The sequence below is a fragment of the Bacillus sp. AP50 genome, assembly GCF_040492675.1.
In the GTDB taxonomy this organism is placed as follows: domain Bacteria; phylum Bacillota; class Bacilli; order Bacillales; family Bacillaceae_G; genus Bacillus_A; species Bacillus_A cereus.
Genome location: NZ_JBEUTW010000409.1, coordinates 1 through 8007 on the forward strand (window position 1 = coordinate 1; position 8007 = coordinate 8007).

The following is an 8007-nucleotide window of genomic DNA, read 5'->3' on the forward strand; positions in this document are numbered from 1 at the left end:
GTTTGTTAATGCAAGAGTTGATGTACGTGGAACCGCACCTGGCATGTTTGCAACTGCATAATGAACAACGCCGTGTTTTTCATAAGTTGGGTTATCATGAGTTGTAATACGATCAGTTGTTTCGAAAATACCACCTTGGTCAATCGCGATATCTACAACAACAGAACCTGGTTCCATTGATTTAATCATTTCTTCTGTTACAAGTTTTGGAGCTTTTGCACCTGGGATTAATACTGCACCGATTACAAGATCAGACTCTTTAACAGCTTCTGCAATATTGTAAGGATTAGACATTAAAGTTTTTACTTGGTTTCCGAAAATGTCATCTAATTGACGAAGACGTTCTGCACTTAAGTCGATGATTGTTACATCCGCACCTAGTCCAACTGCAATTTTAGCAGCATTTGTACCAGCTTGTCCACCACCGATGATTGTTACTTTACCACGTTTAACCCCTGGAACACCTGCAAGTAAGATACCTTTACCGCCTTTGTTTTTCTCAAGGAATTGTGCACCAATTTGTGCAGCCATACGACCAGCTACTTCACTCATAGGTGCAAGTAATGGTAATGAACGGTTTTCTAATTGTACTGTTTCATATGCGATAGAAACAACTTTTTTCTCGATTAAAGCTTTTGTTAATTCTGGCTCTGGAGCTAAGTGTAAGTATGTGAATAAGATTAAGCCTTCACTGAAGTGTTTGTATTCGCTTTCAATTGGTTCCTTAACTTTCATAACCATTTCCATGTTCCAAGCTTCTTCAGCTGTATCAACAATTTTTGCTCCCGCTTCAACATACTGAGCGTCTGTGAAACCAGACCCTAAACCTGCACCCTTTTGAATGAATACTTCGTGATTGTTACGAATTAAATGTACAACACCTGCTGGTGTCATTGCCACACGGTTTTCGTTGTTTTTAATTTCTGCTGGTACCCCAATACGCATAATGAAATGCCCCCTTATAATTAACAGAAAAAAGAGATTCTTTTTTCTTTTTGTAATAATTAATAACTTATGTCCTTATTCTAGCATAACTTAAAAGTTATGAAAACGCTAACATACCATTTTCCTAAAGTTTTTATATTTAGAATAGTGTAAATATAAAAAACATTGATTCTATTAGGGGTTTCGTGTCATTTCATTATCTATCACTCTATTTTTATTATACTGCTTCAAAATAAACAGCAATCATTTATTATTTGACAATAATGTAACAATGTAAGAAACCTAAGCGATAACGTATACATATACAGTTATTACTTTACTCAATACTTTAGAGATATATTCTTTTCACAAAAAAAACAGCTGCTAGCATTTAGCCAGCAGCTGGGTAACTTATAAATAACTTAGAAAATAAATCATCTGTCGTTTCAGTAATTTTATCAAACAGATCACTTTCTTCCGCTTCTTGCTCTTTTAACATCTTAATTGTTTCACGTGCATCTTCAGGGTAATCGGTTATGATACCATCTACGTTCAACTTATAATATGCCTTTAAATTTTCCATATCATTTACTGTCCATACGTAAATTGGTTTGTTTAACTTCCTTGCTTCTTTTACTAATTTCTTATTTAACATATATTCTTCTGCTACGTAAAAGTCAGCCTTCACATTCTTTAAGTTAGCTCTACTTGCATACAATATATACCCTACTTTTATATCTGGATTTGCACGCTTAAACTCTTTAATAAGTGGATAGTGTAACGTTTGAATTACACATTGCTTCTCAAATTCATTATCTTTAATCGTTTTTAAGACTTTGTTTACAAAATCTTTTTCGCCCCCATGAAGCTTCACTTCTATATTAAGTTTGATTTTGCCATTTGCTAGCTTAATGATTTCATCAAGTGTACTTATTTGTCCTGAAAGTCCATCTTGACTAAGGGTAAGTTGCCTTAACTCCGCCATCGTTAAATCTGACACATGCACATTGGCATTTGCGAGACGTTTCAGCTTCAAATCATGTATAACCGCTAGTTCACCGTCTTTCGTTTGTAATACATCTATTTCAGCGTAGTCTGCTTTTGCATCAATAGCACCTTGCACAGCTTCTTTCGTATTTTCTACGCCTTTTGATATATACCCGCGGTGCGCCATAATAATCGGTTCTTTATACGAATTTGAAATAAACGTTACAATGAAGGCAACGACCATTCCGGCAGTAATAATTCCTATAATGTATACGCCAATGAATTTCCAACGATGTTTTTGGAAAAAACATTTATCTGCTTTCGTTTTCGAATAATCTAATCCTTCTTCTAATAAAACATCCTCAACCGGTACCTTTTGTAAGTATAATCGCGTAATCGCCATAATATAAAATGGCGTCACGATAAAGCTGAATAAATACAATGTGCTCGTTAAAAATACAGAAATCGTTGATTCAGCTAATAATGCAAATGTTCCTTTCGGGTTTGTAAATTCATAAACACCCCATAGGCACAATAAATATATTCCCAAAAACACGACATATACAATTCCAATTGAAATAAAAAACCCTACTAAAAAGAATAGTACTTTAAAAAAGCTTTCATTTACTAAAGTTGCACTTTTACGTGCTGCCACGCGAAATGGTTTTTGCTCTAAAACAACAATAGGTAGAACGAAAATCCATCGAAGATTCAAATACGCGACTACAGCAAAGAACGTGTAATAACCAACTTGTCCCATCGTTGTCTTAAACAGTTCTCCTGTAATAAAGTTAGGAATTTGAATTTGCGGGATTAATGCCGTTTCATATCCCATATTTAAAAGAGGCAACAATACGACAGCATATAAAATAAATCCTGGTAAGCAATATGTAAAAAGAGTAGGTAAATACGTTACCGTTTTATATAAAATCGGACGTAATTTCACCTTCTGTCTTTTATGAGCGAAATACGAAATAATAATAAGCACCGCAAATTCTGTAAAGATAAGAAACAGTGCTAACAATGATAAAATTACGATTGCTAAGATCCCATAAGGCGTCTTTAAAAACGCTAATAATTCATCATTTGTCGCATTTGCATAACCACCAAAATACAATAACTTATTAAAAATGATTCCAAATAGTGGAACAAACACAATCGCTGCTAATAATTTATAAGCAAGTTGAAAAGTTAATACATTCCAAAAAGCAAATTTAACTGTTTGAAAGGAATGTCCTATTACTCCTGGTATAGATAGTTTTTTACGGTGTTGCATATATTCCTCCACATTCTAAAACGATATTTGAGATGGATTCCATATTTCCAGTTCTAATCCATCTTTTTAATAATAATATATTCCGCTTAACATGAACACTCTTATACATATAATGAAAAAAGTGATGGCTACTTCCCATCACTTTTTCATTTATTCTATTTTTTCTCTAGCCCTTGTCCAAATGCTTTCAAGAAGCTAAAACCGAATGTAATAGCTCTATTGATATCTGGATCTTTTAATACTTTAAAGAAATCCATCACTTTTGTTTTTTTACCACTATTTAATTCATCTGTTGCAAATTGCAATCCTGTAACTAAACTGGACGTAATTTGCTTCGTTATTTCTGGGTCAACTGAAGATAACGCTTCTCCTGCCCCCATCATATTGTTGAGTGCATTTTTAACTGGTTCACGATTTAATTGCTCCACAGCGATTTTTGAAACATCTTCCTTCGCAGCAAGTAAGCTAATCGCTGCATCTAATATACCAGCCTTCTGCAACTGTGCTAAAAGCTGCATCGTTTCTTCTACTGCTTCACGATTATTAGATAGCTCATTTAGAAGTTCATCTGCTAATTGCTGTTTCTGTTCTTCCTCTGTTACAACTTTCTTTTTAATTATAGTAATTTCTTTCGCCACTATCTCCGCCCCCTAGTCCACAAGTGATACGTATTGTTTTCTTTGCCATTTTTGCTCGATTTCAACACCTTTTTGCGGATTACGCTTTTTATCTCTCGGGTTTGAAGATGGTAACGGACGATTCCCTTTTTCACGTAATACACGCATCTTTACCATCGTTTGTTTATACGCTGGTGTACACGTATAAAGATCTGTCGCCGTTCCAGTTAAAATATTGATTGCCTCTTCATTTACCGTTGCATGCATCGGTAAATATAGCTCTTTCCCCGTTACACGATCTGTAACAAGTGCCTGTACTTTAATTTTCCCAAATGGTGATGCTAATTCTACAAGGCCACCATCTTTCACATTGCGCTCTAGGGCAAGTTCAGGCGAGATTTCAACGAACACTTCAGATACTTTAGATAAAATACCAGCCGATTTATTCGTCATATTCCCTTCGTGGAAATGTTCTAACATACGTCCATTATTTAAAAGTAAATCATACTCATCTGGCGCTACAACTGGTGGTACCCATTCATCTAATGATAGACGAGCTAGTTTATCCGGGAAGTTAAATCCATGCACATATAATAGCGGTGTATCGCTACCATCATGGCTACCCCAACATAAACTATTCCATCCTTCTAAACGATCGTATGTTGCCTGAGAATATAAAGGTGCAAGCGATGCAATTTCATCCATGATTTCACTTGGACTTTCATAATTCCAGTCCCCGCCAAGTGCACGAGCTACTTTTTGTAAAATCCACCAGTCTGGCTTTGAATCACCAAGCGGCTTCAATACTTCATATAATCTTTGAATACGGCGCTCTGTATTCGTAAATGTTCCCTCTTTTTCTAAGCTTGGTGCTGCCGGTAAAATAACATCAGCAAAACGAGCTGTTTTCGATAAGAACATATCTTGAACAACAAGGAAATCTAAATTCGCTAAAATATGTTGTACATGGTTGGCATTCGAATCTACTAAAGCCATTTCTTCACCCATAACATACATACCACGCAGTTTTCCTTCATCTGCCGCAAGTAACATTGCAATATTATTTAAACCTGGTGCTTTCGGAATTGTAGTACCGTATGCTTTTTCAAATTTCGCACGGAGCGCATCATCTGAAACCGCTTGGTAACCTGGAAGCCAGTTTGGTAATGTTGCCATATCACAAGCGCCTTGTACGTTATTATGTCCGCGTAATGGATATGCTCCTGCACCAGGACGACGATAGTTACCCGTAACAAGCAATAGATTTGAAATTGCTGCTGAAGTTGTACTTCCTCCAGTATTTTGAGTTACACCCATTCCCCAAAGTACACAAGTACCATCTGCTTCATATACCATACGAGCCATTTCTTTCAGATTTTCTTTCGAAATCCCCGTAATTTCTTCTGTATAATCAAGCGTATACTTTTCTACCATTTTGCTATATTCATCAAAATTCTTCACATTTTCAGCTATGAACTTTTTATCGTGCCAATCTTGATCAATAATATATTTCGTAATACCAGCGAGCCATACGTAATCAGTTCCTTGGCGCGGATGAATGAATAAATCCGCACGCTCTGCCATTTCATGTTTACGAAGGTCTGCCACAATTAATTTTTGGTCATGTAATTTATGAGCACGTTTTACACGCGTTGCAAGTACAGGATGTCCTTCTGTTGGATTTGCTCCAACGATAATGACAAGGCCTGCTTCCGCAATATCTTTCACTGTTCCAGCGTCCCCGCCCATACCGACAGTTTTAAATAAACCGTCTGTTGCTGGAGATTGACAATAACGGGAACAATTGTCTACATTATTCGTTCCATATATTTGACGGGCTAGTTTTTGCATAAGATAATTTTCTTCATTCGTTACTTTCGAAGAAGAAATAAATCCAAATGCATCACTTCCATATTCTGATTTAATATGCTGCATATTGGATGCAACAACTTCCAGAGCCTCTTCCCATGAAGCTTCAACAAACGTATCTCCTTGGCGAATTAATGGCTTTGTAATACGATCTTCACTGTTTACAAAATCCCATCCAAATTTGCCTTTTACACATGTAGAAATACCGTTAACCGGCGCATCTGAAACAGGCTGCACTTTCAAAATGTGGCGGTCTTTCGTCCATACTTCAAATGAACAACCTACACCACAAAATGTACAAACTGTTTTTGTTTTATTCACTTTCGTCTTACGCATCGCAGCCTCTACTTCTGAAACTGCTAAAATACTACTATATCCCGGCTCTACATCCTTTACAAAATCAATCATCGGATCTAACACATCCGGTTTCAATCCAGTCATGAATCCAGCTTCACCCAGCATTGTTTTTTCCATTAACGCATTACATGGACATACTGTTACACACTGCCCACAACTTACACAAGATGAGTCATTTATACTTACACCATTGTCCCATATAACACGTGGACGGTCTAAGCTCCAATCAATCGATATAGTTTCATTCACTTGTAAGTTTTGACATACTTCTACACACTGCCCACAAGCAATACATTGATTTGGATCATATCGATAAAATGGATGTGACATATCCACTTCACACGCACTTACTTTTGGCTCATACGGATATTTCTGTTCCTCAATTCCCATCATATGTACTGTATTATGGACTTTACAGTTACCATTATTGTTATCACAAACGGTACAATACAATAGATGATTTTCTAATATTCGATCCATTGCCTCAGTCTGTGCCTCTTTTGCACGCTGGGACTGTCTTTCGATATGCATACCGTTCTCTAATTTCGTTGAACAAGCACGCAATAACTTTCCATTTACTTCTACAATACACGTATCACAAGTTTGAATTGGATCTACTTCTGGTACATGACAAATTTGAGGATGTTCCAAATTACTCTCGTTAAATAATTGTAGTATCGTCTTTTCACCTGATGCAGAAAATTCTTTACCATCGACGGTTACACGGACTGTCTGTTCTGCCATAGTTTCCCCTCTCCTTACAACCAACTGTACAACACAATTATGAATCCGTTTTCAAAATCGCATTACTGTACATATTTTTGAAACGCTCTACCCAAATACTTTCTTATGAAGTCGATTCTAGATGTTATAAGGTATAACTACGAAAGCTTGAAAATATCACTATTCTACAGTTCTATTATATCGTACATATACAATAATAACCAAAATAATCTGTGATCTTCTTTTTAATAGGTGTTTTTATTTTTTCCATTGTTTTATGATAAATGTGGGAGAGAAATACATATAAAAGGGGAATTAAATATGGGGCCTACGCAAGAGACTTATACAATTGTACGTTATCAATCTGGTACATTTTCAAAACAACTTGATGAGATTGTTACAGAATCTCCTATTACTATTAAATTGAATGGTGAAGAATATGTAACAGTCGTATGCACACCAAATTATATTGAAGATATGGTAATTGGTTTTTTAATTTCTGAGGGGATTATTTCTTCCTATAAAGATGTTGAAGAACTATGGGTTCAAAAAGATAACGGAATTGTCCATGTAAAATCATCAAAAGTGAATCCGCTCTATCAAACTTTATATAATAAACGATACATCACTTCTTGCTGCGGAAAAGGTAGACAAGGTTTTATTTTCGTAAACGACGCAGCAAAAGCAAAAGACTTACATGATATACATGTAAAAATTACTCCTGAAGAATGCTTTCATTTAATGAATACCTTGCAACAATCTTCTACTACATTTCGCCAAACTGGCGGTGTTCACAATACCGCGCTATGTGATCGAAACAATATCCTCCTATCAAGAATGGATATTGGAAGACATAATGCATTAGATAAAATATATGGTCATTGTTTGCGTAACGATATATCCATTAAAGGAAAAATCATCGCATTTAGCGGACGTATTTCATCCGAAATTTTACTCAAAGTTTCAAAAATCGGATGTGAAATTGTTCTATCTAAATCCGCTCCAACAAAACTGGCATTGCAACTTGCCCATGATTTAGGCATTACAGTCGTAGGGTTTATTAGAAATGAATCTTGTAATATTTACACACATCCAAAACGAATTGATGGCTATCAATCCAATGTTTAAAAAATAACTCCTCAATCGAGGAGTTATTTTAGTTATAAAAATGTAACATATTAAACACTTGAATAGTTAATAAAGTTAATATATAATTTCATTACATAATTAAAACAAAACATTGTAGCATATATC

The 8007-nt window shown here is 35.6% G+C and carries 5 protein-coding genes; 1 reads left to right on the forward strand and 4 read right to left on the reverse strand.

Going from position 1 to position 8007, the window contains the following annotated elements:
- The 4 genes from ald to fdhF form a co-directional block, all read right to left on the reverse strand.
- On the reverse strand, positions 1-945 hold a 945-nt coding region (ald, locus tag ABWK52_RS23450), incomplete at its 3' end, for an alanine dehydrogenase (protein ID WP_326257068.1).
- A gap of 370 nt (positions 946-1315) precedes the next feature.
- Positions 1316-3187: a glycerophosphoryl diester phosphodiesterase membrane domain-containing protein gene (locus ABWK52_RS23455; protein ID WP_098541026.1), complete on the reverse strand. Its 1872-nt coding sequence runs from the start codon at positions 3185-3187 to the stop codon at positions 1316-1318.
- 155 nt (positions 3188-3342) lie between these two features.
- Complete coding sequence (locus ABWK52_RS23460; RefSeq protein ID WP_001040507.1) at positions 3343-3825, reverse strand: DUF1641 domain-containing protein; 483 nt, start codon at positions 3823-3825, stop codon at positions 3343-3345.
- Between the two features lie 12 nt (positions 3826-3837).
- The gene (gene fdhF / locus ABWK52_RS23465; RefSeq protein ID WP_098541024.1) at positions 3838-6774 is read right to left on the reverse strand and encodes a formate dehydrogenase subunit alpha; all 2937 of its coding nucleotides are present in this window, start codon (positions 6772-6774) and stop codon (positions 3838-3840) included.
- A 300-nt stretch (positions 6775-7074) separates the two neighbouring features.
- Between fdhF and fdhD the strand changes: the two genes are divergently transcribed.
- Positions 7075-7881, forward strand: coding sequence for a formate dehydrogenase accessory sulfurtransferase FdhD (fdhD, locus tag ABWK52_RS23470; protein ID WP_000529230.1), 807 nt, complete (start codon positions 7075-7077; stop codon positions 7879-7881).
- The last annotated feature ends 126 nt before the right edge of the window (positions 7882-8007 follow it).

Bases quoted from the DNA above. Each gene is read 5' to 3' on its own strand.
- ABWK52_RS23455 (WP_098541026.1), bottom strand. From the start codon at position 3,187: ATGCAACACCGTAAAAAACTATCTATACCAGGAGTAATAGGACATTCC.
- fdhD (WP_000529230.1), top strand. From the start codon at position 7,075: ATGGGGCCTACGCAAGAGACTTATACAATTGTACGTTATCAATCTGGT.
- fdhF (WP_098541024.1), bottom strand. From the start codon at position 6,774: ATGGCAGAACAGACAGTCCGTGTAACCGTCGATGGTAAAGAATTTTCT.